The following is a 25,156-nucleotide window of genomic DNA, read 5'->3' on the forward strand; positions in this document are numbered from 1 at the left end:
GCTATCGATATTCATTTAATATAACCTTCAATTGCAGCAATGCTGCTCGGATTCTAGTCTTAACGGTCCCTAACGGCAGGACCAGCCGATCGGCTATTTCCTGTTGTGTATAACCTTCGTAATAGGCCATTTGAATCAATAATCTCCACTCTGGTTTTAGGCCCTTTATAACATCTTCTATTCCAATATAGTCCGATTTTTTTTCATGTTCCTTCACGAAGAACTGATGATTCTCTGTATTATTTACGATTTCTGGAAGCGACTGGTTTTTTTGCTCATTTTGGACAGCTTTAGACTTGATGTAGTCAATGGCAGCGTGCCGAGCAATGTTGATCATCCAAGTGTACAATCTTCCCTTTTTGGGATCGAATTGAGGTATGTTGTCCCAAATATTAACAAATACATTCTGAATAACCTCGTCGGCATACTGTCTATACGACACAATCCGTAAGACGACGCCATATAGCGCGTCGGAATAATTATCATAGAGGTAATTAAATGCGCGTCGATCCCGCTTCTCTAATAAAGAAATCAAGTCCTTCTCAGCTATATATTGGATAGGGCTCAAGACGTAATTGTTCGATCAAATGTAGTAATAATATTAGAAAATACCACATTTTGCTGATCATTTGTATGGCAGACGACGGGTCTGGAGAGAATTAGTGAATTCGGGAAGATGCACAGAGGCGCTAAAACAGCAGTAAGCTCCTAACATAGTTTACCGCAAGCCGCTGTGCGTGGTTCGCGATATCACTCTCCACCAATGTACCCTCTTCTAACGTTGAATAATGTTCTTCGTCATGCGTCGGTTCATCGGGACCAGTTTCGTTGTTTGTCGTTTCCCGTTCTTCCCACAGATTTGTCATTTTGGGGCTAGTTTTGAGCGAATAAGTTTGCTCGTCAAATTCTTTTCTTTCGTTTTTCATACCTTTTTACTGTTTGTTTAAACACAAAAATAAATAGGTGAATGACAATAGTATGTCAGTATAGAATTCCGAAAGAGCTTTAATTAAATAAATTATGCTAGCTTCCAAAACGATAACTCAATGATAATAGGATTTTCCTATTATCTGGAAAATCCGAATAAAATATTTTTAAGTCTCCATATTCACTAGTTAGCTGCGGATTAGCATTTCTAAGCAAACCATTTACAGCTAATTTGATCATTCCGCGGTCACCAAACATTTTCTTCTCTGCTGCTAAATCCATACCATATCTTTGATCTGTCCGCGACGGTCCGGTTGTAACTCCGGAAAGATAGTATAAGGAAATTTCGGAGCGAAAGCCATATTTAAATTGTAGCGTGTGCCGACTATTCACGGTCCAGCTCGATCCTTTAGCGTCTAAGTTAACATTGCCGATCTCACCCGAATAGTCATTATAAAAAGCATTAGCGTAGTGACTCGCCGTCCACCAAGAATTCAATGTTTGATTATACATGACACTCGCACTGTAATTAAGGTAACGTCCAATATTTTCGGGTCTGGATAAGTTTTCGCCTACTTGATCTCCTTGACGAATAATCCAATTGATAATATCCCGTCCATAGGAAACACCTAACGTAGTAAACAATCTATTTTTAAATCCATGGCCTATTTCGGTGATATAGCTCTTCTCCGGTTTTAAGTCTGGATTTCCTTCGTAGTAACTATAGGCGTCCTCGTAGATACGAAACGCATTGATATCATGATCGCCTGGTCGCTCTATACGACTACTAAATGATGTTCTTAACGTATTATTGTCATTCAGGTTATATAGTAAAGATCCACTTGGGAACAGATCGAAATACCGTTGGTCATTTTTCTCGTTCAACGTAACCTGATTCGCATTTATAAACGTGTACTCGCCCCGCAAACCGGCTTGATACTCGAATTGCTTATACTTCCCCGAATAAATAGCATACAGCGCCTCAATATGTTGCGTATATTGGAAACGATTAGAAGTAGCTATATCCTGTATCCAGTTACCATTATCTAATACGGTATTGACCACATCATTATTGATAAAAAAGTATGTTCCTTTCCAGCCAAGCTCAATTTTACTTGCATCGGCAAGAGGCCTACTATAATCAAGTCTTCCCGCGTAAGTTGTATTGCTCAAATCTTGCACATTGGTACGTCCCGTAGAGGTGTTCGTATTCTGCTGAAGATGAAAAACATCCGTTTCAAAACGGTTATTATAGTCATTACCGTGGGGAGCAAAATCAAAATTGAATTTCAAAAAGTGATCTTCACCCTCATATTTATTCGAATAATTTACATTAAATGTCCAATTTTTAAAAGACTCATCAAAGCGATTATTACTAATTGCACGTTCAGCATACACATCACCAGGATAACGCCATGTATCCATATCGATAGTTGCATACGGTTTATAACTACCTTCCATCCAATGCACGCTTCCATCCAGTATCCCTCCATCAGCAAATTCATACTTTGCGCCCGCGCGCACGCTATGAAACGTCGCATCATCTAGATTTTTCCGTTCATTTTGTCGTTGAAAGGATAGCAGATCCCCTTGGTCATAAAAGCTTCTTTCGGTCAGATTATGGCTATTTGTGCGGTCGTAGCTTTTAGTTCCCTGCACATACATATCTATGCCATTGACTTTGTAATGTAAGCCACCACCTAAGCCACCATGAAACTCCCGCCCCTGCGCGGCACGTAAAAATACATCCCCCCCGAAACCAACTTTAGCATTACGCTTGGTCACAATATTGATAATACCCGCTGTACCCGAAGCATCTTCACGAGCAGAAGGATTGCTCATAAGCTCTAATTTTGAGACTTCAGATGCTTGTAATCCACGCAATATACTAGCCAGTTGTTCACCCGACACGTACATATCACGACCATCTATACGCACATTGGCACCTGCACGTCCTTGGATAGAAAAATTGCCTTTTCCATCCGAAACCAGTCCCGGTGTTTTTTCTAGTAACTCCAACACATTATTTCCTTCTGCCAATACACTTCTCTCTACATCAACCACCATCTTATCCGCGTATTGCCGAATACTCGCCTGTTTTCCAAATACTTCTACAGCCTCTATTGCCTCCTCTGTTGATTGAAGAAACATGGGAATTGCTGTTTGATGACCGTCTGCCAATGTATAAGATTCACTAAAGCCTGAAATATAACCTACTGAACTATAATGCATAATATATTCTCCCCTCTTTAGTGCACGCATTTCGAATGAACCATCCTTTGAAACATTGGTTTGCATAATCAACGTAGAATCGGGTAAGAGCAAAAGGCGAACAGTAGCATCCTGTATCGGTAGTCCATCTCCATTAAAAACTTTCCCGGACAACGTTGTTTGGGCAAATAATCCCACTACAGAATAGGAGAACAGGATAGATAGTATTGCTGATTTCATTGTAATAGTTTTTTTGTTCTTCCCATTTGGGAAGAACCAGCTTAAGCATATAAATTAAATAGTAATCTCTAAATATTTGCAGATTTCAACTCTTATTTAGATTAAATATATACAATAGAGTAGCATATACTTCACTTTACCGAAGTTGTATTGTCAACTATTTTAACAAAAAAAGCTAAACAACTGACTATGAGCTTTATAAATTTCAATATTTAATTGACAGCAACGCTATAATTTTAGGGCTTTTACTATCACAAAGCCAACATAAAAAGCTGTTCCAAAAACTATTAAAAATGCCAAAGCATCGAAATCGGAAGACCAATGTTTTTCGAGGACGAATTCGCGGTAGGTGTAATAGGCCGCTGCTTTATCAGCAGGATAATCCAGGGGCATATCCTGCATGCCGAGCGGCGAGCGAAAATAGTATTGTCCTGTCGGGCGATGTTTTAAAAAGATGTTGTATTCTTCATAAAATTCGTCATCAACAGATATTCCTGTCATCAACCAAGTGACCAAAATCAACATGGAAGCTATATAGCCCTGTTTCTTTAACGTTTTCATGTTCTAGTCGGCATGCCAATTCATCGCATCCACTTTTGATCAAAAGTAAGCGGAATAACAAAGTCGTCAGTAAGAGCTTACAATTCGTATGGATTGGGTTACAATCCGTGAATACAGCGAATCATAAGTAAAACGTTCCAAATTGTAAATTTAGCACCAAACGACATATATAAACTTTTAAATTGTACGCAGCTATTACATCGTAGTACAATGAAAAGATTAAAAATGAAGAACATCGATAGAAAGAACATCATCATCGTTGCATTATGCTTGATACTGTTCGGTGGCATTTTCCTGTATTTGTACGGTTATAAAATACAGCTCCTTATCGACGATTGGAAATACCAAAGATACCAAGCCGGCCAAGATCAACGGAATAGCGATGAAGTAGCTACCGGAACGGACATTTACGAACACCCCGAAGCAGATATAGCGCATGCGGCATACAGTTGTGACGGACTGTATTTTTACGGGGATACCGGTTACCTTACCAAAGGCGCTTTGCTCGATCAATCCGTTGCTTCCCTATATCAAAATTTACCTGATACCTTACATATCATCCGCTACGGCGAACAAATACACCAATATGATCCAAAAGCGGGTGATTTTTATGAACGGAAAAGCCGTTTCAGTCCCATTCCATTTCGCCAAGACAGCAAACAGTTGTCCGCTGACAAATGGTTGGGGAGCAACGAATTAACCACCTATCTTAAAATGGCCGAGAAAGGACAGGTAGAATTCCTGTGCTTCTTACCCAATGGACAAGGGCGTTTGGAAGTGGAAGACGAATGCGATTTTAGGAGCCAATACGGAAATTATTTTGACCCCAGTGTGTCCTGGCAGCGAGATACACCGCTCGCCATCAAGGAAGCCTTGGTAGAATATTTGAAAAGCGACGAGGGAAGTAACTATACTTTCGTAAACGACCGTCGACAGACCGACGAGATACACCATATAGGAACATTCACGGGCATAAACACCCATACTGGCAAATCCAACCAGGAACTCGCGATTGTTCTAACCGAGAAAAACAGTACCGGCAACCATAAAGAACGAATAGTAGTTCTCGCGTATGACCAACAACATCGAAAAGGCTACCTCCTGTACAATGAGATTTTCTATAATAATAAGCTGTTAATCAAAGTACATGAAAGTCCGAACACACTACCCGAAGAAGCGAAATCATTAGCTAAATTTGTGCATCCTACCCAGCAGTTGATTGAAGTCAAAATCGACTCGGGAGCATCGATTTATCTTTACTATATCGATGAATTTGATACAATGCGGCGACGGATTTTTTCGCCGGATCACGAAGAAGAAGATGCCCGCCACTCCGATTCCGTCATCGGTTCATTATCCCGTCCCCAAGGACCATTGTATTCACCATCTACATAGTATTCATCGTAATCAGCCGCATCCCACCATTCCTTGAATTTTGGCAGCCCGAAATAACGGTTTTCCGCTAGTACTTTTCGCTGACTTTCGTTGAGCATCAACCGGAATCTCCCCATCATCCTGTGATCTGACCATGACTGGCCGTTACCTTTCTTCTTGAATTTATATTGTTCGGCAAAATAGACCATATTCGCCAGTATTTCTATCCGCTGTTCATCCGTGATCGTTAAATGGGGTTTATCAGCCGAATACCCCATCATGTATTCCAGGTATGCCTGTATATCCGATAGCAAGCCGCGAATTTCAGACGTTGCATCTGGCCGATAACGCTTTTGTAAAAGCTGGAAGGTATTGGCATATACCTTTACCGAACCTTGGCAATCCTGTCGCCAAAATAAACGGCCAAAATCATCGGGATAAGCTTTAACAAACGGTGTTTTGCGCACCACCTCATACAGCAAATCCTCGCGAGCTGTCCAGCCAAAACGCTTCACGAGGCTCTCCATAAAAAATCGGTCGTGTTCCAGTAGCCAAGACAGGCGGGTATTATCGTTTTCGAACAGAAAGCGGTTACGGTTCAATACAAGCAACCTGTTAAATTTCCGTTGTCGGTCAAGATTGTATTCGTCCGTTCGATTTTCCAGATCGACCCACTTTTCAACCCCTACTTCCGCTTTGTATGTGGAACTCCAGTAAGCAGCGGGCAGTTCCTTTTCCATGTCGGCCAAATCCGCATACTCCGAACGGTAATCGATAATTTCCGGTAGGTAATAAAAGTCCGTGATAAAATTTTCCGGCATCACGATAAAGAAACCGTTGTAATCAATACCGTTGTTCCGATGGTAGATGGGTTTGCCAATACAGTCTGCTTCCAAAAGATTGACGTATAGAAAATGCACGCCACTGTCCGTAGGTAACGCCCTGCCAAAAATTTCCTTGATTCTTCTGGCAAAAACTTCATTTCTGATATCGCGATATCCCTTGTTCCAGAGAAAATTTGACAGATTGAAGCTTACGGCTTGCAGTTCATCCATGCCGAAAGCATCTTTTGGAATATCGGTTACCTCGTTGTATATATTCGCCCCTTCCCGGAGCTGCTTTTCCAACACCTTTTTGCTGGCCGCTATCTTTGCCTGTATATATTCGTCTGCCATGTGCATACCGATTTCCGCTATAGGCGTGTTCGTGTCGTCTGTGGCTGTCGGTACACTGTCCGGTGGTTTATCTCCAGAAGATTGTTCAGAGGAACCTCCCCCACAAGACAGGGTAAGGAAGAGCCACAACATACATAAAGGCTTACGTAAGTTATTCATGGTACTTATCATGGATCGATCGATTCATATTCATAGATAGCCGCTGCCGTATTACTTGCCCCGAAAAACAGAATCCATATAGAACAACCATCGCATATCGTCTGTTTTTGACAACTTAGAAACAAGTTAGTATAAGATCTCCATAATTCATGCATACGTTTAACATTTGACGGTATCGGATTACAATTCGTACGGTTAAATTAAGCCATGGGAATAAACAGCGTTACGGTCGTCCCTCCGCTATCGTTCTTTTGCGATTCGACACGGGCATTTTTTCCCAATAACATCAATCTTTCCCTACTGATATTGCCCGAAAGGGAACGATGGCTGGAAGTGGAGGTGCGTTCCGTCTTTACACGGCCACTGTCCGTAATATCAACACGCAATAGATCGTCCGCTTCCGAAAAGTCTATACTTACAAAACCGTCTCCACTTTTCATATCCACCCCATGTAAAATAGCATTCTCTATAAAAGGCTGTATGAGCATCGGCGGAATCCGGATTTCAGAAGTGTCCATTCCATCCGGCGATTGGATCCGATACGAAAAAGCATGCTCAAAGCGCATCTGTTGCAAAATAAGATAATGCTTCAAGGTTTCGATCTCCTGCTCTAAGGAACTCCACTCCTCCCTACTCAGTTCAAGCGAATTCCGAAGCAGTTTGCTGAAGCGACTAAGGTACTGGATAGCGTCCTTGGATTCTCCCCGGCGGATATAGCTCTGCAAAGCCGTCAGCGTATTAAAAATAAAATGCGGTTCCATTTGTGTGCGTAACAATTGTTGCCTTAAAATCACCTTATCCTTCTCCTGCCTTATCCTTCGCTGCCTTAGACCATAAAAGATGAAAGAAAAAATCAACAGGAGCATCAACATTACCAGCACTCCCATTGTCAGCCACAACCGGTTCCGTTGTAATTCCAATTCTTTAATCTGCAGACTCTCGTTCAATGCATTGATAGAACGCTCTTGTGCCTGGATTTCATACAAGCTGTTCATCTCGGCGATGGCCTGTGTGTTTTGTGTAGCATAAAGCTCTTCTTGGATACGGGCTACTTCACGCGATTCCGTCAATGCCTGCGCCAAACGTCCGGAAAGCGTATAAAAATTTTCCAAGTTCCTATGGTAGACAATGGCATTATCATACGCCATAACCGCCGGGTGGCGTTGCATCAATTGGTCAGCTTTAGCAAAGAAAGCCTGGGCATCGTTTAAGTTTCTCCTATCCGCATATAAACCCGCGATGTTCACATACGAAATAAACAAGTTATTTAAGGCCGTGCTGGAGAGCGGGTTTTTCTCCACCGCCTGTTCCTGCAGATCAGTTTTCATTAATTGATACTTCAAAACAGAATCCGGCTGTTTTTTCAGGTCATAATAAAGCGTTTTGCTTTCGTAAACAAAAAACACATCGTACACATTCGGGAACTGACGTTGTAAGCTCTCGAGTTTCTGCACAAAATAGCCGACGCTATCTACATCGGATTTGCTGTGATACAACGTCTGGACAAGCTGCGTAAGCGGCCGTTGGCGGTTAATATGTTTTTCTGGTAGCGATTCGGAAATAGACAAAGCCTTCCGATTCATCTCCAAAGCCAATTCCAGCCGTTGAAACTTTTGGTTGCTTTGCGCGGCCGCCAGTAAGATAGAAGCTTTAGCAGACACATCCAAATCCACTGCACTATCCACCAAAACAATGGCCGCGGCCTTGTTATAATAGTAATTGGCGCGGTGCAGATGCCCTTCAGCAAGGCTAATATTACCTATACCTTGGTAAACCCGTGCTTTTTCATTCAAATTTCCCGGCTCCGCCTCTATACGTTCAAACGCTTTTTCGAGATAAAACGCTGCAGAATCGTTTTGTTTGGACATGCCATACCATTTGGCCAATTGATAGTTCACTCTGGCCGTATAGAGGTTGCTTTCCATAACATCCGGCATTTGCAGCAACGTTTTTCCAGCCTGTATCAACGAGTCCCGGTTGGAAGCAGACAAGGAAATATGCTGCAACTGATCGATCTTTCCCGCCACGGGCGGGGTAATTTTTGAGGTATACTCCTGATGATCGCTACAGGAAAATAAAAATACACCTAGAAACAAAATCAACCAACGAACTACATAAGACTTCATTATTCAACGGATTAATTTCGCCATAATATCGCTTTTCCGACGGTAAGAAATCGGAATTTCCTCATCACCATCCATCAAGATAGATGTATGTTTTAAGACCGATTTTACAAAAGGAATATGGACGATATAAGATTGATGCGTCCGTAGAAATTCGTCTCCGGGCAGCAATGTTTCGTAAAATTTCAATGGCTTTGATACCGTCTCTTTCTTGCCTGACACGAGAAAAAAATGCGTATATGGCCCATCCCCCTGGCAATAGCGGATATCCGCCAAAGGCACAATTCTCACCTGCCCCAACGCCGGCAACGCGATATACCTTGGTTCGCTGTTCTGTTGCAGGACATCCTCCACTAAAGAAAACTGTTCTTTTATACCTCCTTTTTCCTGGCGATTATGGAAACGGACGATGGCCTCTTTAAATTCCTGCTCGTCTACCGGTTTCAATAAATAATCCAATGCCCCATATTTAATAGCCTTAATCGCGTATTGGTTATAAGCCGTCACGAAGATAATATGTTGGGGTAGGCATTCCAGTTCATTTAAAATGTCAAATGCCATGCAATCATAGAGGTTGATATCCATAAAAACAAGATCAGGCTGTTGATCCCGAATCAGTTTCAGCGCATCTCTCAAGGTACCGGCATGTCCCATGAACTGAAAACCTTCTTCTTGTTCCATCAAGATTTTCAGTTCGTTTACCGCAGCCGGCTCGTCTTCTATAATGATTACTTTTGCCATCCTGTTCGCCTTCCCCACTTCAACAAAAAGTAATTTGATCAGGATCATCAGGTAGGTATAAGATATCCCTCGTTCCCGTACGCGCAAGATGTAGTTCCGTAAGCGGAACTATCCTTTTGATAGATACCACATGATTCTTTCCACGCTCATCCGTAAACGCCAAGGTATACCTAATCTGCGGTTGTTCATTAATGTAGGTTCCCGTCTGGTCCGCACGCTGTACAACCGCTTTCGCCTTTTTGCCCTGTAATATCAGTTTTTCTTCCGTTTCTGGGCTTCCACCACCGAACAATTTACCGAAAATAGCGGTTACGTTAAACAAAAGAAGCCCTGTAAAAGGCGTCATTATCCAAGGATGCCACAGCGACATAAACCGCCAACCTTTTCCATTACTATACATACTATAATGGAAAGCAAACGTTCCGATCATATAAACCACAACAAAAGCAAGGGCAAAAAGTCCGAATGTCCATGAAAACTTAGTTTGCATATCTTCTACGACGACGCTTGGTGATTGCGGTGTTCTACTAAGCCGCAGGTTGATGCTGCGTCCAACTTCATAGCGTTTCTGATGCGGTTTGGTGTCTGTAAACGCGAAAACCTGCTGCACCGGCGTACCCACTAAGTTTTCGAACTGTACCAGTATTTCTATCATTTCGCTGCCATCCTTCTGTTGTTTCAACAAGCTTTTATGGGCAACGGTTCCTTTTCTTTGCAGCCCTTGGTCTACTAACGAATGTATAATACGCTGTAATTTCCTCGGCTGGGCAATCGCCTGTTTATACGTCCAGTAAATAAATGTTATCCAGCCGATAAGACCGACCGCCAAAGACACGGTAGCCCATATAGGCGATGAGATAAAATTCCCAACATAGCTAAAAAACAACGGGAAAACAAACACAAAGAAAGCCATGTACCCGAACCAAAATTTCCTGCCCATAAGCTTAATTTTTCAATTTACTGCCTCTTAAATTCGATTTCTTTTCCATCGATGTCCGCTTTAAACTCATAATCCGAACGGCTTCCGACAATTCTGGCGTTCCAATTCCAAACCGGTACGTGAAAACTAAAATAGACGGTTGTAGGAGCTTTTGCGCCCTCTATTTCCGCTGACTTTTTGATGACCTGATCATATACACTATTTGCCGTACCGAATTTTATGGCATCCAGTTGAATCGGCTTCCTTCTATCCCGTACACTTGTTTTTACGGGTTCTTCTTTCTGCCAAGCGTCGGTCTCGGCCTTGTAGTAATACCAGTCAATATTTTCTGGGATATCGGGATCAACCAGCTGCAGACGAATACGGGCCGTTTCAAAATAGATATGTGGCGGAAAAATAGATAAGGTTTTTTCAGGAAACATCCTCTGGAGCTGCTGTTGTACCGCACCCAACTTTTCCGCATCCGCCAACAAGTTAATGTCTTCAACAGTTGTCCTAGACGCTCGCACATCCTGCAGTTTAGGGTGTTCATGAACATCCTCATTATTTTCAGAAGGCGCGTCTGTATCGCCCGTTTGTTGTTTATCGAACGTCTCCTTATAAGCCTTCGTGACAAAATCACAAGAAGATAGCAAAAAGAAAACGCTAACCGTAAAAAGGATATTTCGTATGCTCATTTCTTTTTTATTCTCTGACAGTAAACTTAATAAAAAAATGTTAAAACATCCGTTGAACGTAGTGAGGATTAGTTAGACAACGGCTTTATTCCCAGAAAAACGGTTTTAGCTACAAGTATCCCGTTTTGAGATACAAATTGTCTATCTATTAGAATGATCTTTGTATTGTCATTATAAAAAAGAAAACAATGAGTAAAATAGCATTTGTAACCGGCGGAAGCCGCGGTTTAGGAAAAGACATGGTGCTGCGCATTGCAGAAAAAGGACTGGATGTTGTCCTGACGTATAAAAGCAATAAGGAAGAAGCCGCTAAAGTGGTTGAAGCCATTGAAGCCAAAGGACAGAAAGCTTTTGCAGTACAACTGGACACCTCAGAAATAGACAGCTTTGATGCCGTTATTGCGGAGATCAAGACTACCCTAAAAGAAAAACGAGGAAAAGAGACAATTGATTATTTAGTTAACAACGCGGGCATCGGGCTTGGAAATTCTATTACAGAAACGACAGAAGAACAGTTCGATACACTTTCGAATATCCACTTAAAAGGTGTATTCTTTCTAACACAGAAACTTATTCCCATACTTAATCCAGGCGGTGGAATTATCAATGTTTCTTCCGGTCTGGCAAGATTCTGCATGCCTGGCTATGCCGCCTATGCCATGATGAAAGGCGGTATCGAAGTTTTCTCCCGTTATTTAGCAAAAGAATTGGGCAGTAAAGGAATCCGGGCCAATACCATTGCACCAGGTGCGATAGAAACAGACTTTGGTGGCGGGGCCGTTCGTGATAACGAGCAATACAATAAAGCTGTTGCTTCAGCCACTGCCTTAGGCCGTGCAGGTTTACCCCAAGATATCGGTAGCGTTGTGGCTTTTTTATGTACGGAAGAAGCACGCTGGATCAACGCCCAGCGTATTGAAGTTTCTGGCGGAATGAATATTTAAGACAAAAAGGTAAAAAGAAAAGTAGAAGTTTGTATCTTCTGCTTTTCTTTACTTGGGTAAGAGCATATGAACGAATTAATCCAAATCGATACGATTACTGAATTTCACCGGTTGAACGGTATACCACTTCCTGATCATCCATTGATCAGTGTGATAAATTATGCTGATCTGCATAAGGTAGAGGGAGAGTTTCACTATCTGAAATCGTTTTATAGTATCTCCTTGAAAAAAGACGTTGTCGGAAAATACCGTTACGGGCAGCAATCTTATGATTTTGATGAGGGCTTGATGACGTTTTTTGCTCCGAAGCAGGTACTGCGAGTCCAATATACCAAAGACGACATTTACCGCTCGCCTTCCGGGTATATCTTATTTGTTCATCCTGATTTTCTTTGGAACACCAGCCTTACGGAGAAGATAAAGACGTATGAATTTTTCGGCTATGAAGTGAATGAAGCGCTATTCTTATCAGAAAAAGAAGAGAAAATAATTTTGGAAATATTCCGACAGATTCAGCAGGAATATTCGGGCAATATGGATGATTTTAGTAAAAACATCATTATTTCCCAAATCGAATTGTTGCTGAACTATTCCGAACGCTTTTATAAACGGCAGTTCCTCACGAGAGACCAAAGCAATCACGAAATCTTAACACGATTCGAAAAAGCACTGGATCATTATTTTATGAGCGATATCTTGGTGGATAAAGGCTTGCCTACTGTACAATACCTGAGCGATGAATTACACCTCTCTCCGGATTATTTAAGCAGTACACTAAAACACCTTACCGGACAAAATGCCCGACAACATATCCAAAACAAAATTATTGAACGTGCGAAAGAAAAACTATCGAACACCGGGCTTTCTATCAGCGAGATTGCTTACGAACTCGGTTTTGAATATTCACAGTCTTTCAGCAAACTATTCAAACAAAAAACTAAACAAACACCCTTGGAATTTCGAAAGAGCTTTAATCGAAATTAAATTCTTCCCAGAGAGCATCTCACTTGTCAAAAAACTCCTTTAACAATGTGCCCCACATTATCTTGTAACGATCATTGCGACTTGTGATATTTGGCAATACTTTTGATTAATCTTTTCCAAATAGAAACAAACAATGATAAAAAACGTCTTAAAATCTGCCGTTGTATTAGCCATCTTAGGATTGACCACACAATGCAAGTCCATAAGAAATGCAGCGAGCCATAGCGACAAAACACAAAGCGATTCTAGATTATATGCCTCTTTAACTGGCGAAGAGAATTATCCTCTTCACGATGTCATCATGATCAAGTTTACCGTTACCAATCCTACGGACGACACCTTAACATTCACCCAGTACCATACGCCATTTGAGGGGATGATGAGTAAATTTCTTACAGTGAAAGATAGTGCAGGCAACGAAATTAATTATATAGGTGCGATGGCCCGCCGGGTGATGCCGCCACCTGCAGACACCTACCATACGGTAGCACCGGGAGCAACAAAATCCGTGAGCTTTGACCTGAAAAAGGGATATAAAATAGAAAAGACCGGCCCATACACCTTGCAATATGAAGGAGAAAATATCAGTGGTATAGCCAGCGGTAAACCCATCGTTATCACGATCGTGCCGGGTGGTGAAACCGGTATTGACAAGAACTTAATCATCATGCTTTCAGAAGAAGCTTCGTTGGAAGCAATTGCGAAAGAAGCAACTTCTTATGGCGCAGAAGTACTTTATAAATATAATGCCTTGAACGGGTTGGCCATCAAGATACCGGAAGGTAAATCCGTGGATGAAGCCATGGAACATTTTAAAAAATTGCAAGGCGTTGTCAGTGTTTCCAAAGATCAGATCAGCACGATTCAGCATTAAATCACAACAATTATGAACAAACTGCTCAAAAAATTCACGGCGGACAATCACTTTATCATGGCTGATCATCCTACAGATGTCCGTCCAGACATCACGGAGGAAGAAGCTATCGAAGGATTGAAAAAGGTCAGAAAGCAAATCGCGAAAATCCAAGATGTCATCTATGCGCACAACAAATACGCCGTGTTGATCTGTTTTCAGGGTATGGACACCGCCGGTAAGGACTCGCTTATCCGGGAGGTCTTCCAAAAATTCAATGCTCGAGGCGTTGTGGTGCATAGTTTTAAAACACCTACTTCCAAAGAACTGCAACACGACTACTTATGGCGTCATGCGGTTGCCCTGCCCGAAAAAGGAAAGTTTGGCGTCTTCAACCGCACCCATTACGAAAATGTATTGGTTACGCGCGTACATCCCGAATATCTTCTCAACGAAAACATCCCCGGCATCGACACTGTTGAAGATATTCCAAAGGATTTCTGGAAAACACGGTATGATCAAATCAATGCCTTCGAACAGCATGTGGTCAATAACGGCACCATTGTCTTCAAATTCTTCTTACATCTCAGCAAGGACGAGCAGAAAAACAGGCTCCTCAGACGACTGGAACAAGAAAAACATAACTGGAAGTTCTCCCCCGGCGACCTGAAAGAGCGCGAGCTTTGGGATCAGTACATGACTTGTTACCAAGAAGCCATACAGCATACGTCCAAGAAGCATGCCCCATGGCATATCATTCCGTCAGACAACAAAGCTATCTCCAGATATTTAGTGGCGAAAATCATATTGGAGAAACTCAAAAAATATAAAGATATCCAATATCCGGAGATGCCTCCCGAAATCGAACAGCACAAAGCTGTTTACAAGAGAGAGCTGGAAGATAACGGTTGAGAATTATATGAGGTCGCAAATGTATAACAGATCGTATTGTTTTGATAATACGGAAGCCCTTTCGTGATTTAATTTTGTAGCATGCAATGAGATAATACAGGATCCATTACATGCTAACATGGAAAAAAAGAATAACTACATAACGAGCTTACTTCAGATTTTACAGGAAAATCAGGAGATAATCCGCTTCTTAGACAACGGGACATTTATAGCCATCGAAGAGCGAATTAAAAACGCAAACGCCATCTTCTTTGCCGGTGCCGGTCGTACAGGACTAGCTTTAAAGATGGGCGCCATGCGTTTTATGCATTTGGGCTTTCAAGTGTATGTAGTCGGTGAGACCACCACACCGGCGATATTAGAAAATGATTTACTGATCGTTGGCTCCGGTTCCGGCACCACATCTACGCTCGTTTCCGCAACAGAAAAGGCGAAGAAACAAGGAGCAAAAATTGTCGCCATCACAGCAGATGAAAAAAGCAAAATAGCAACCCTCGCAGACAATATACTGCCGATTCGAGCCGCATTAAAAACCGATTTTGGTTTAACGAACTCACAACAATATGCCGGGAGCCTTTTTGAACAATCGGTATTATTGGCTTTAGACGCCCTCTTTATGACCATGTGGCAATCATCCGGACTTACAAAAGAAGACTTATGGCCAAAACATGCCAATCTCGAATAAAAAACAACATTTATTTCATATTTTATCATGACAAAATTACAAGTAGCCATCGATTTATTAACGACGGAAGCCGCTTTAGCATTAGCAGACAAAGTTGCACCGTATGTAGACATCATTGAACTCGGTACCCCCTTAATCAAAGCAGAAGGATTGAAAGTCGTGACTGCCATGAAATCTGCGCATCCAGACAAATTGGTATTTGCAGATCTAAAGACAGCAGACACCGGTGCTTTGGAAGCAGAAATGGCCTTTCAGGCCGGAGCTGATCTTGTGACCGTAATGGGAGCCGTTGATGATGCCACCGTGAAAGGTGCTGTTGAAGCAGCAAAAAAAGCAGGTAAGAAAGTAGTCGTAGACACCATCGGTGTTAAGGATCGTGTGCAGCGGGCTCGCGAAGTTACAGCCTTTGGTGTTGAATTCGTGGAACTACATGCCGGTTTGGACGAACAAGCTCTTCCAGGCTATTCTGTACAAACCTTAATCAGCGAAGGTAAAGAGGCGCAAGTACCTTTTTCAGTAGCTGGCGGTGTCAATATCGACACTATTAAAGATGTCGTTGCTGCCGGAGCCACCGTAGCCGTTGCAGGCGGTGCGATATATGGCGCTGAAGATCCTGCTGCTGCTGCAAAAGCCCTCAGGGAAGCCATATATGCTTAAAAAAACGACGGTAGTTGCTTTTATGGATACTATATACTAATATAGCGCAGATTATCTTCTCGTAATTGAACATATGGTTACTCATCATTTAAAAGATATACAACACCATTCAGAAAGGGCCATCACGCCCTTTCACATCTTTGATTTGGACAAAGCGGCACTAGCACCATATAGAAAGCCGCACACAAAAGATCACTTTTGCCTATTATTTATCCAAAAAGGAAAAATAAAAATGCAAGTAGAAGATCGCTATTACGACATGGCGGCGGATAGCATAAGTGTGATATTTCCAGGCCAGCTCTCTTCGAAGGAACAGGTCACGGACAGCTTTGCGGGTAAAATGATCTTGTTCGACGAGGTATTATTCTGTTCGGATATCCTTAAAAATGAATTGAGTATCTACAACCATAACATCTCTGTTAAGCTCAATCATATCGCGCTTCCAAAAGCAGAGACCATCCAAGTACAAACCTTGCTATCCCAAATTGAAGAGCTATATCGCGATTTGACTTCCGTCAAGAAAGAACAAGCACGTTTCTACATCAAGATTCTATTACTAAAGTTGGTCGAGTTTGTACACTCCGAAGTAGATAAGACGGCACACACCAATGGGCATACAAACGATTACGCTAAATTTCTCCAGCTTTTGGAACGACATTACAAAACCAAGCGTACGGTAAATTGGTACGCCGAACAGTTACGTATATCCCCCAAAAAGCTAAACGCCACAACCAAAAAACTAGCTGGATTAACCGCTATTGAAACCATTCATGCCCGAATTATGAACGAGATCAAGCAGTTGCTTCTACTATCCAGCTACTCGCATAAAGAAATCGCATTCGAACTCGGATTTAATTCACCAGCAGCCCTCAATAAATTTGTCCGAGCAAAGCTTGATGAAACGCCGTCGCATCTCCAAGAACAATTGACGAAAATGTATAACACATAGCTTCACGGTGCTAGTTCCCGAATTTCACGTTCAGGTTATGTTTCTCTGCATAAGCCTTCCCCAATTCCAGTACTTCAAGGTACAAGTTATCAAACCCTTCGGCATAGTCCTCTTCGATGGCGAGCGCTAGCTGTTCAATGGTTTCCACATCTTCGTTATTATCGCAACGCTTAGCCATGTCCATATATTCCTTTTTATAAACAGGAAGAACATAGTAAAAAAGATCAATCGACTTGCCTTTGATGGCTCCAGCATCCTCATCAGGAGGCGTCATATCTTTTATACGGCCGATCGTTTGCTCCACATAGGCGATTTTTGCTTCCACTATTTGTTGCGCTTGATTGTTTTGTTTCGGATCGGCTGGCAAATTTTCACTTTTCACGATGGTGGACGTCAATGTTCTTGTGAAAGACTCCTGCGCAAAATCGTGTAAAATATTTGTATTTAATACCGTACGCTGAAAGAACTCGTCTGCGCTCGGTCTGTTGCAGGAGGATATTACGGCGATCATGCCTATAAATAGCGTAACAATTACCAGTCTATTTTTCATTCTTTTTATCTCTATGTTGTGTATAATAACTTGATGACAAAACTATGATTATTTTCGAAAATCCTATGGTACGAATAAAAAATTATATATTGCCGAAATATATTTATCACGTATGAAACAGATAGGCTTAACGTTACTCTGCTACCTTTCCGTCCAATTGGGTATTTTACACGGTCAGACCAAAGAAAAACACTATATAGGCCGTTATGGCCATAATGACGGCGTTTGCCTTTTTGAAGACGGTCAATTTCTACTTTATGGATACGCTACAGCCGTATTTGGCCGGTACCAATTTCAAGGCAACGAAATGCTGTTTTATCCGGACAAGCGTGATTTATTTGAAGTCTATGGCACCCAAAATCCACAAATCGAGGGGAAGCAATCCCGCTATCAATTTATGGGGTTTGAAGAAGGGGAAACCTTTGCGAAGTTTGATCAAGATTCTATCTATCGGGTTTTCAATGCGGACGCGAATTGCTTTAACTACCCTTACAGCACAAACCGCACGCAGCCCGTAGAACATATTACCCTGATGAGTCAACCCGAAGACTCGGCCATCTTCCAAACATTTCATTTTGCCAACACAGCGGCACACAATGATTTTGTACTGGTTTATAACAAGGTGGACAGAGTACATCAGGATTTTGTGGGACGGCTCGAAGGTAACGTACTCAAACTCTCTAACTATGGCGGTGAGGACGGATACAAGAAAAAAGAAGAAGATACCGAATGGGACGAGATCCTCCAATGGAAAGCACAATATGAAGCGTTAATAGCTTATCAGGAACATTCCTATACAGATGAGGAAACCCAGACCGAATATCACAAATTACCACTTCAAAAAAGCAATGATCAACCGTCGGCATCGTCGTCCGTTGCCAAATCTCCGATTTTCTACACGGTATGTGAAGGCTCCCTGGAACTATGGTCTCCAGATGCAGAAAACATTGTCAATACCGAAGCGCCTTTTCCGACCGATAAACCTGATGGTTTCTATTGGGTGAAAGAAGTGGACCGGGATAACTATGCCAATACACATCTGGAAGATGATGCTGTTCTCTCGTTAAAAGATATCGAAATAGCTAAACATGAGTTTACACCCGATGGCAGACCTGTTGTCACGGTTAATCTTACAGCAGAAGGGAAAGAAAAACTGGCTACTTTTACAGGAAACCATATCGGTCAGCATATGGCTATAGTGGTTAATAAGACCGTCCTTTCTATACCGCGGATTCAAGAAGAGATTCCTGGAGGAAGTTTGCAGATTTCAGGCAACTTCACAGTAGAGGAAGTCCAAAATATTGCTACACGCCTGAATAATAGATAAGATCGGCAGTTCACTAGTTAAACGATTTACGAAACGCCAAGGGGGTCTGCTCCGTTTTTGCTTTAAATAGTTTACTGAACGATTGCGGATGTTCAAAGCCCAGTCCATAAGCGATTTCACTAATAGACAGGTTTGTTGTGCTCAGTTGTTCTTTGGCGTAATCTATGAGCTTGTTCTGAATATGCTGTTGCGTGGTCTGTTGCGTATGCAATCGCAACAGCGTTCCTAAATAGTTGGAAGAAATGTTCAGCTGTTCCGCTATGAGCGTGACCGTTGGCATACCGTTTTCCAGCACATTGTCTTTTTGAAAAAGGTCAGAAAGTACGCTTTCAAAACGGTCCAACAATTCGTAACTTGATTTTTTTCGGGTTAAAAACTGGCGTTCATAAAAACGTTCCGCATAAATCAGCAACAATTCCAGTTGTGCTACAATGAGTTCTTGGCTGAATTTGTCTATATTCGACTGATATTCCTGCTCCATTTTCAACAAGATATCTACCATGATTTTCTCTTCCTTATCCGAGAGAAAAAGTGCCTCGTTTACCGAATACCGGAAGAAGTCAAAGGATTTTATCTTTTTTGCCAAGGGCGTGTTCCAAAGAAAATCAGGGTGAATGAGCAAAAGCCAGCCTGTAGGTTCTACCACAGCATCCGGGTCGATTTCTATTTTCAGAAACTGAAGTGGTGCAATAAATGTCAATACACCCGAATCAAAATCATATTGTTGTTGTCCGTAATTGAACTTCGCATTGACATTCCGCTTTAACCCCACCGAATAAAAATCCTGAATCCATTTCATCTGGCTATCATTGATCGGATAAGCAACCTTGCTGTAATCAATCAAGCTGATCAACGGATGTTCAGGATTCGGCAAACTGCAAAACTTGTGAAATTCTGCAATAGAATTAAAGCGGAATGTGTTTTCCATAATAGCTAATTTACTTATTTTCTTTGTATCATCTTATTTTTTACTGCGGCATCATTAGAAAGCGGTGGACAGCGTGTAACTTTTCCATTGTTCGATATCTTTATTTAGCAAATTCGCCTTATTTTTCGCCATGTCGTAGGCATCGGTGCCCAATAATAAATGAACCGGCGGTGTAGCTTCTTTGCTGATAGCGATCAATACATCTGCAGCTTTCTCCGGATCGTTCGGCTGATTGCCGCTGATACTATTCAGGTGTGTTTTTTCGGACTGACGAGCAGCTTCATACTCCTGAATAGGTGAAACTGGTGTTTTTACAGAACCGTTCGACAGAAAATCCGTACGGAAATACCCCGGATAAACAACCGTCGCGCTCACCCCAAATGCTTTTACCTCTTCCGCTAATGCTTCAGTAAAACCTGCAACCGCAAATTTGGTAGCACAGTAAATACCCCATCCAGCAAAACCTCCAAAAAGACCACCTACCGATGAAATATTGAAAATTGCACCTGATTTCTGCTGACGTAAATACGGCATTACATTTCTGATCACATTCAATGAGCCAAACACATTGACATCAAAATTTTCTCTTGCCTCGTCATCGCTCAGCTCTTCTAATGTGCCTATCTGTCCGTAGCCCGCATTGTTTACGACCACATCAATTTTGCCGAAATGTGCGACACCTTTTTCGATAGCCTTCTTTACATCATGGTCATCCGTTACATTTACTTCTATTGGAAGAAAGATCTCCGATGTATCTCCAATCTCTTCGATAAGCGATGCAACGCGCCGTGATGTAGCGACAACCGCATAGTTGTTTTGTAAAAGTTTTTTCACCAATGTATGTCCCAGACCTTTTGAAGCTCCGGTAACCAACCATACTTTTCTTGTTTCCATTTTCTTCATTTTATATTACGTTAAAACAATAGGACAAAGTTGGTTGTATCCAAACGGATGGACGTAGCTAAATCAATGATTGACGTAGTCAAATCGTGGATGTTGCGCGTTGTAGATTATTAATATCTGATTTCGTTCGTAGTATCTTAACGCTGGAAAGAGGCGGACAATAAGCCCTAACGGGTATAATATTCAATAATAGTATTATTTTATACCCAAAGTGGTATAAATTTAAAATTTTATCTATATTTATATCAGAAAAGGTATAGATATGGATTCATTAAGAATATTTGTGAAACAAAAGCGAAAGGAATTAAAGCTTACACAAGAAGATCTCGCATTAAATGCTGGTGTTGGTTTACGCTTTGTTCGTGATCTTGAACAAGGGAAGAAAACACTTCGATTAGATAAAGTAAATGATGTATTAGCATTGTTCGGTACAGAAGTAGGTGTAATTGATAAAAATAGAGACTAACTTCGTAAGCATCATTAAATTTCAAACATAAAACCACGATTATATGGAAAACAGATTCGATATGCAGCAAGTGGAGCCGAATGGCTATAAAGCAATGTTTGCTTTAGAGAATTTTATACAAAATTCACAACTCTCCAAAACACATATAGAACTGATCAAGATACGAGCGTCGCAGATCAACGGCTGTGCTTTTTGCATCGATATGCATACGAAGGACGCCTTAAAGCAGGGTGAAACGGCACAACGCATTTTTTTACTCAATGCATGGAAAGAGGCGACATTATTCACCAAAGAAGAAAGAGCAATCTTAGCCATCACCGAAGAAGTCACGCTGATCAGCCAGCACGGATTAACGGATGCAACTTACGCAGCAGCTGAAAAACTGTTTGACCAGCAGTACATTGCGCAGATCATCATGGCTGTAGTCACGATCAACGCGTGGAATAGAATCGCCATCAGCACAAGGAAGACAGTGTAAGAATTAAAGACCATGACCATGTCACCTTTACTATTTATTTAGTTTCATCTTGCAGGACGCTTTTCTGCAATAAGCACATTAGTAAGTATAAGTCAAGTTAGGCTTGCGCGTGTACCATGACGAAAAGCACAATCCCGCCATACCGGAAAATAAAAAACTCCAAAAACCGCGGACTCAATCTTTTTGTTTTCAATATATCCTTATATACTTGATTGCTCTTACTTTGTGTACCGTGTTTTTATCGTACCCCTGCCCACTGTATTTGGAGGTATTCGCAGAAGCCGCTACCCCCAACGAACTCGTCTCCATGGAACTCCAATACGGCGATAAACCATGTTCATCAGACTCCGCGAACCCAGTTGCGCCGATCTTTGTCAAGTAATAGCCCAGTCGTAACATTTCACCTTCATACTCCAGCTCGGTTAGAAACATCTCGTTCATTTCTCCCGGCGAAGCAAAATACCAGCCTCCCGATCCATTCTTATTTTTATCGGCACACCATTTAAAAGCTGGGTACTTTTCTTTCCAGCCCTGGATAGCCTGTATAGCTTCCTGATTTTTCATTCCATTGTCTAAATCATTTGCATTCGTTTTTACAGCCTCCAATGACCAAGGTAGCTCGGCCTCATCCAGCGAAACCGCCATAGCATACATGCCGCCACTAAGCGTTACCACTTTATAAACCAACGCCTCTTCTCCACGTTCCGAATACAGATCGCCTACCTTATAAAATTTAATTTCAGGGTCCTTTTCCTTCTTCTTGCAGCCAATAACCACCACAGCAAATAGACAAGCCAAACAGAGCTTTAGCAAATATTTTTTCATAATCTCATTAAATAGTTTAATGCAAAAACGGTTAGCGACCACCAACCGCTACAAATTTATGAAAATTTAGAAATCTTTCTGCACCCTCTGGTGATGGACCATGCAGTTGTTTATTTTCTTTTTAGAAAATCCGCTGGTTTTTACGCCGACGGTTTTTGATGATCATGAATCGAATAATGCGGTAGCCGTATGTCACTTTCTTTTTTTGCGTCAGCATCGGCAATGCCATGGTACACATCAGTGATACGCAGGCGAGCAAGCCTAAACTTCCGCCAAAACCGTCAAATCTCCGCGCGGCAAACCACAGCAGAAAAGCATATACACATGCCGAAAATGCGAGCGAGTACCGATTGATGTGCGTCGTGGAGGTGACCATCCCGATAAAGCTTCCGCCCACGATATACATCGGGATATTGGTTACGTAAAATGTCGGTAAGACATCTTGAAAAACATAAAAAAACAAACCTGTAGCCAAAGCCACCAAGGCCGAAGCACGAACTGGCCCTTGTTTCGCCTTGATATTCACGCCATAGGTCACAAACGTTCCGAACAAAGCCGCGAACGTGCATATCGTGTAACTGACTACCATCATTTCAATAACCAGTTTACCAGTAATACACTAAACAAAAAGCCGATAAAAGCTAATGTTCCCAATTTGCCTCCGACGCCCACCAGTACAGATCGCGTCAGCACATACATGGCGGCCGTAAACAGTCCCGCAAGCAGAATAATGACATAAATACTCCCCACATGCAAAGAACTCATGCCGATGAAGGCTCCGCAATAAATCGGCGGCGGAATTTCTTTCAGATAACTGGATTTCCGATCCAGCAAATACAAATAGGAGCCAATGGTACCGACCACACCAAGCGAAAGCACAGGCCCCCAGCCTACAGCGTTGTTCAGCCAATAGGTGATCAATGCCGAAATAGGTATCCATACCACCACTCCTACTTTTTCAAAATTCAACTTGGTATGGTGGAGGCTTTTTAGCTGGTATGCCCCGATCAACAAAAACAGCGTTAGGAGTAAGATCGCCGGAATAGCAATTCCGCTGTTGCCTGACTCTTCAAACATACTTGCCAGTACGAAAAACTGTACAAAAAAGATCAAGAGAATAACGATAAATCTAAGAAGTTTCTTTTTTTTCATCCACCTTCGAAATGACGGCAAACTTACGAAATATTATGATTTTTTCGTCAGGCTAACCCTATCGCGATGACTCTCGATAATTTCCATTACCATTTCAAAATATGTCTGTCCCGTCCCTTCTTCCAATTGCTTCAGTTTTTCCTTAACAAAATCCTGATTGTACGCGCTACCTGCACCCGGTTTTGCCTCATAATACGCCTTGGTGGCTTCTATGCCCAAAGCTCTTTCCGAAACCGCAATATCTTTCCAAACAATTTCCAACAGATCGTAATTCTTCCACTTGCCATATCCCCCATATAATACATCATCAAGTGCGTCCAAGCTTTCTCCCAATTGCCAATCTTCTTCCTGCATCAATTGTTCATTGATTTGTTTATAGAACGAAGGAATGGAGGTGATGGTAGACCCGTCCAGATAAATTGTCAATATCGTCTTATTGTTGTTAGTATTCATTTCTATCTACTTATCGATAAACTTACGAAATATTTTTAGGTCGATAGCTGAAATGGCAGAAATCGCCCTGTTCGGGTTTTTAACTTTCCGCCGAACGGGGGTAAAACTGCTAAAACACCTCCATTCATCCTTTAATCCCGAGGCCGAAACACACAAAAACCTACTGTTCGTAGATTTTTTTGGCCGTCTATAAAAATTTTACCAGCTTGCCGACAGGACTACTGAAAAACATTCATGGGTCTACAGGGCACTTTCACCCCCCCTAAAGGACCGTTTCACGATTTTTTTTGGTCGTTTATAAAAATTTTAGAAGATTACGCCTCGTTATGCGATTGAGAAATTGAAAAAATGATTAAATCAGTTATTATGGAACAAACCAAAGTCTACCAAACGATGATGAACCTACTATCTAGACACACGCGCCCGGATGAGAAATTAGTGAGAGCTCTTCATCCATTAGTGAAGCAACGTGCCTACGAAGCCAAAGACATTTTTATTGCCAAGGGAGAAATTCCCAACCGCATCGCCTATATCTGCGAGGGCGCTGCCGTTGCCTATGAATATGGTGATGACAACCGCCGGCTTGTTTGGATGTGGAAAGAAGAAGAGCTAATGATGCACACACCCAGCGTGCTTAAACCACACAGGAGTGATCTCGATATTATTTTTACAGCCAATAGTCAGGTCATGGAGATCAGCGTTAAAGAACTATATCAATTTCAACGGGAGAACCCGCAGTTTACACCATACCTCGGTCACTTCCTACAGACCGAGTTTTCAAAACTAACCGACCACATCTGTTGGTTGAAAACGACGGGTGGTAAAAGTCGAATCCAGGATTTCCAGCAAGAGTATCGATTGCATAATATGCTTTTGCCAGACAAACAAAAAGCGCAGTACCTAAATATGAGCCTTCGCTGGTACCAAGCCAACAAATAAGAAAAACGAGGATAAAACTCTAT

General features: G+C 41.9%; 28 protein-coding genes. 12 read left to right on the plus strand and 16 right to left on the minus strand.

Features of this window, described 5'->3' with window-relative positions; genetic code table 11:
* Position 1: 1 nt before the first annotated feature.
* The 4 genes from EWE74_RS06805 to EWE74_RS06820 form a co-directional block, all read right to left on the minus strand.
* Positions 2–535 (minus strand): RNA polymerase sigma factor, encoded by a 534-nt coding sequence (locus tag EWE74_RS06805; protein ID WP_239018572.1) that lies wholly within the window; start codon positions 533–535, stop codon positions 2–4.
* Positions 536–689: 154 nt separating this feature from the next.
* Positions 690–926 (minus strand): hypothetical protein, encoded by a 237-nt coding sequence (locus EWE74_RS06810; protein WP_130140732.1) that lies wholly within the window; start codon positions 924–926, stop codon positions 690–692.
* A 97-nt stretch (positions 927–1,023) separates the two neighbouring features.
* Complete coding sequence (locus EWE74_RS06815; protein WP_130140733.1) at positions 1,024–3,378, minus strand: TonB-dependent receptor domain-containing protein; 2,355 nt, start codon at positions 3,376–3,378, stop codon at positions 1,024–1,026.
* A gap of 228 nt (positions 3,379–3,606) precedes the next feature.
* On the minus strand, positions 3,607–3,939 hold the full coding sequence (locus EWE74_RS06820; RefSeq protein WP_130140734.1) for a hypothetical protein: 333 nt from the start codon (positions 3,937–3,939) through the stop codon (positions 3,607–3,609).
* A gap of 210 nt (positions 3,940–4,149) precedes the next feature.
* On the opposite strand from EWE74_RS06820, the gene EWE74_RS06825 reads away from it, so the two are divergent.
* Positions 4,150–5,334 (plus strand): hypothetical protein, encoded by a 1,185-nt coding sequence (locus EWE74_RS06825; protein WP_130140735.1) that lies wholly within the window; start codon positions 4,150–4,152, stop codon positions 5,332–5,334.
* Here EWE74_RS06825 and EWE74_RS06830 read toward each other — a convergent pair.
* The 5 genes from EWE74_RS06830 to EWE74_RS06850 form a co-directional block, all read right to left on the minus strand.
* On the minus strand, positions 5,247–6,620 hold the full coding sequence (locus tag EWE74_RS06830) for a hypothetical protein (RefSeq protein ID WP_206365156.1): 1,374 nt from the start codon (positions 6,618–6,620) through the stop codon (positions 5,247–5,249). The genes EWE74_RS06825 and EWE74_RS06830 overlap by 88 nt on opposite strands.
* 227 nt (positions 6,621–6,847) lie before the next feature.
* Positions 6,848–8,773 (minus strand): histidine kinase, encoded by a 1,926-nt coding sequence (locus EWE74_RS06835; protein ID WP_130140737.1) that lies wholly within the window; start codon positions 8,771–8,773, stop codon positions 6,848–6,850.
* A 3-nt stretch (positions 8,774–8,776) separates the two neighbouring features.
* Positions 8,777–9,559 carry a LytR/AlgR family response regulator transcription factor gene (locus EWE74_RS06840; protein WP_206365157.1) on the minus strand — a complete coding sequence of 261 codons (783 nt, stop codon included), beginning with the start codon at positions 9,557–9,559 and terminating at the stop codon, positions 8,777–8,779.
* Entirely contained in the window at positions 9,531–10,451 is a 921-nt protein-coding gene (locus EWE74_RS06845) for a hypothetical protein (RefSeq protein ID WP_130140738.1), read from the minus strand. The genes EWE74_RS06840 and EWE74_RS06845 overlap by 29 nt, the downstream gene beginning before the upstream one ends.
* A gap of 17 nt (positions 10,452–10,468) precedes the next feature.
* Positions 10,469–11,128 carry a hypothetical protein gene (locus tag EWE74_RS06850; protein ID WP_130140739.1) on the minus strand — a complete coding sequence of 220 codons (660 nt, stop codon included), beginning with the start codon at positions 11,126–11,128 and terminating at the stop codon, positions 10,469–10,471.
* A 188-nt stretch (positions 11,129–11,316) separates the two neighbouring features.
* Between EWE74_RS06850 and EWE74_RS06855 the strand changes: the two genes are divergently transcribed.
* The 7 genes from EWE74_RS06855 to EWE74_RS06885 all read left to right on the plus strand — a co-directional run bounded on the left by EWE74_RS06855 (position 11,317) and on the right by EWE74_RS06885 (position 17,112).
* Complete coding sequence (locus EWE74_RS06855; protein WP_130140740.1) at positions 11,317–12,072, plus strand: SDR family NAD(P)-dependent oxidoreductase; 756 nt, start codon at positions 11,317–11,319, stop codon at positions 12,070–12,072.
* 66 nt (positions 12,073–12,138) lie between these two features.
* Positions 12,139–13,056: a helix-turn-helix domain-containing protein gene (locus EWE74_RS06860; protein ID WP_130140741.1), complete on the plus strand. Its 918-nt coding sequence runs from the start codon at positions 12,139–12,141 to the stop codon at positions 13,054–13,056.
* Between the two features lie 133 nt (positions 13,057–13,189).
* Positions 13,190–13,930, plus strand: coding sequence for a S8 family serine peptidase (locus tag EWE74_RS06865; RefSeq protein WP_130140742.1), 741 nt, complete (start codon positions 13,190–13,192; stop codon positions 13,928–13,930).
* A 12-nt stretch (positions 13,931–13,942) separates the two neighbouring features.
* Positions 13,943–14,821 carry a PPK2 family polyphosphate kinase gene (locus tag EWE74_RS06870; protein ID WP_130140743.1) on the plus strand — a complete coding sequence of 293 codons (879 nt, stop codon included), beginning with the start codon at positions 13,943–13,945 and terminating at the stop codon, positions 14,819–14,821.
* 118 nt (positions 14,822–14,939) lie between these two features.
* Positions 14,940–15,506, plus strand: a complete 567-nt coding sequence (gene hxlB / locus EWE74_RS06875) for a 6-phospho-3-hexuloisomerase (RefSeq protein WP_130140744.1) — start codon at positions 14,940–14,942, stop codon at positions 15,504–15,506.
* Positions 15,507–15,533: 27 nt separating this feature from the next.
* On the plus strand, positions 15,534–16,163 hold the full coding sequence (hxlA, locus tag EWE74_RS06880; protein ID WP_130140745.1) for a 3-hexulose-6-phosphate synthase: 630 nt from the start codon (positions 15,534–15,536) through the stop codon (positions 16,161–16,163).
* A gap of 73 nt (positions 16,164–16,236) precedes the next feature.
* The gene (locus EWE74_RS06885) at positions 16,237–17,112 is read left to right on the plus strand and encodes a helix-turn-helix domain-containing protein (protein WP_130140746.1); all 876 of its coding nucleotides are present in this window, start codon (positions 16,237–16,239) and stop codon (positions 17,110–17,112) included.
* Positions 17,113–17,122: 10 nt separating this feature from the next.
* Here EWE74_RS06885 and EWE74_RS06890 read toward each other — a convergent pair whose 3' ends face one another.
* Entirely contained in the window at positions 17,123–17,662 is a 540-nt protein-coding gene (locus EWE74_RS06890) for a hypothetical protein (protein WP_130140747.1), read from the minus strand.
* A gap of 112 nt (positions 17,663–17,774) precedes the next feature.
* Here EWE74_RS06890 and EWE74_RS06895 point away from each other — a divergent pair, with 112 nt between their 5' ends.
* Positions 17,775–18,989: a SecDF P1 head subdomain-containing protein gene (locus EWE74_RS06895; RefSeq protein WP_130140748.1), complete on the plus strand. Its 1,215-nt coding sequence runs from the start codon at positions 17,775–17,777 to the stop codon at positions 18,987–18,989.
* A 13-nt stretch (positions 18,990–19,002) separates the two neighbouring features.
* On the opposite strand, the gene EWE74_RS06900 is transcribed toward EWE74_RS06895, so the two are convergent.
* Both EWE74_RS06900 and EWE74_RS06905 read right to left on the minus strand, forming a co-directional pair.
* Positions 19,003–19,917, minus strand: a complete 915-nt coding sequence (locus tag EWE74_RS06900; RefSeq protein ID WP_130140749.1) for a helix-turn-helix domain-containing protein — start codon at positions 19,915–19,917, stop codon at positions 19,003–19,005.
* A gap of 54 nt (positions 19,918–19,971) precedes the next feature.
* On the minus strand, positions 19,972–20,811 hold the full coding sequence (locus EWE74_RS06905) for an SDR family NAD(P)-dependent oxidoreductase (protein ID WP_130140750.1): 840 nt from the start codon (positions 20,809–20,811) through the stop codon (positions 19,972–19,974).
* Between the two features lie 271 nt (positions 20,812–21,082).
* Here EWE74_RS06905 and EWE74_RS06910 point away from each other — a divergent pair, with 271 nt between their 5' ends.
* A complete protein-coding gene (locus EWE74_RS06910) occupies positions 21,083–21,286 on the plus strand; it encodes a helix-turn-helix transcriptional regulator (protein ID WP_130140751.1) in 204 nt (67 codons plus the stop codon).
* Between the two features lie 43 nt (positions 21,287–21,329).
* Positions 21,330–21,764 (plus strand): carboxymuconolactone decarboxylase family protein, encoded by a 435-nt coding sequence (locus EWE74_RS06915; protein WP_130140752.1) that lies wholly within the window; start codon positions 21,330–21,332, stop codon positions 21,762–21,764.
* Positions 21,765–21,953: 189 nt separating this feature from the next.
* Here the strand turns inward: EWE74_RS06915 and EWE74_RS06920 are convergent, their stop codons facing one another.
* The 4 genes from EWE74_RS06920 to EWE74_RS06935 form a co-directional block, all read right to left on the minus strand.
* Positions 21,954–22,589, minus strand: a complete 636-nt coding sequence (locus EWE74_RS06920) for a hypothetical protein (RefSeq protein WP_130140753.1) — start codon at positions 22,587–22,589, stop codon at positions 21,954–21,956.
* Between the two features lie 121 nt (positions 22,590–22,710).
* Entirely contained in the window at positions 22,711–23,181 is a 471-nt protein-coding gene (locus tag EWE74_RS06925) for a hypothetical protein (RefSeq protein ID WP_130140754.1), read from the minus strand.
* Positions 23,178–23,741 (minus strand): hypothetical protein, encoded by a 564-nt coding sequence (locus tag EWE74_RS06930; RefSeq protein WP_130140755.1) that lies wholly within the window; start codon positions 23,739–23,741, stop codon positions 23,178–23,180. Before EWE74_RS06930 ends, EWE74_RS06925 begins: the two co-directional genes overlap by 4 nt.
* A gap of 33 nt (positions 23,742–23,774) precedes the next feature.
* On the minus strand, positions 23,775–24,194 hold the full coding sequence (locus tag EWE74_RS06935) for a barstar family protein (RefSeq protein WP_130140756.1): 420 nt from the start codon (positions 24,192–24,194) through the stop codon (positions 23,775–23,777).
* Positions 24,195–24,560: 366 nt separating this feature from the next.
* On the opposite strand from EWE74_RS06935, the gene EWE74_RS06940 reads away from it, so the two are divergent.
* The gene (locus EWE74_RS06940) at positions 24,561–25,133 is read left to right on the plus strand and encodes a Crp/Fnr family transcriptional regulator (RefSeq protein ID WP_130140757.1); all 573 of its coding nucleotides are present in this window, start codon (positions 24,561–24,563) and stop codon (positions 25,131–25,133) included.
* Positions 25,134–25,156: the final 23 nt, after the last annotated feature.

It is taken from the genome of Sphingobacterium corticibacterium, assembly GCF_004208525.1.
In the GTDB taxonomy this organism is placed as follows: domain Bacteria; phylum Bacteroidota; class Bacteroidia; order Sphingobacteriales; family Sphingobacteriaceae; genus Sphingobacterium; species Sphingobacterium corticibacterium.